This is a genomic window from Xanthomonas pisi DSM 18956, from assembly GCF_001010415.1.
Taxonomy (GTDB): Bacteria; Pseudomonadota; Gammaproteobacteria; order Xanthomonadales; family Xanthomonadaceae; genus Xanthomonas; species Xanthomonas pisi.
In genome coordinates this window covers 1-298 of sequence record NZ_JPLE01000309.1, presented here as the reverse complement: position 1 = coordinate 298, position 298 = coordinate 1, and the positions used below count along the sequence as shown (strand labels likewise).

Here is a 298-nt window from a genome sequence, read left to right as displayed (position 1 = left end):
AACATGAGCCATGGTCGAGTACCTTATAAAGAATGCAAGAAGGACTGCTGAACTCCCTTAATGCGTAAGCCACGTTCAAACTGCCAGGTTCTTTCTTTGCGTTCGTCACTTCCATGTATTGGCAACCGTTTATGCTGTATCGCCTTACTACAATAGCACTGAAAATCTGACTGCCGTAATATACGCAAACGATGACGTCGCCAACTTCTATCTTGTCAGCCGGAACAGGTTTAAGGCGCGGCTTTTTATCAACATAAGTTTTAATAGGAACTCTTACACAACGGGATTGGTGATACAC

Annotated in this window: 1 protein-coding gene; it reads right to left on the bottom strand. The window is 43.6% G+C overall.

Annotated features, from left to right (window positions below):
* Window positions 1-298: hypothetical protein (locus Y887_RS21210; protein ID WP_211257037.1), on the bottom strand; the 298-nt coding region annotated here is incomplete at both ends.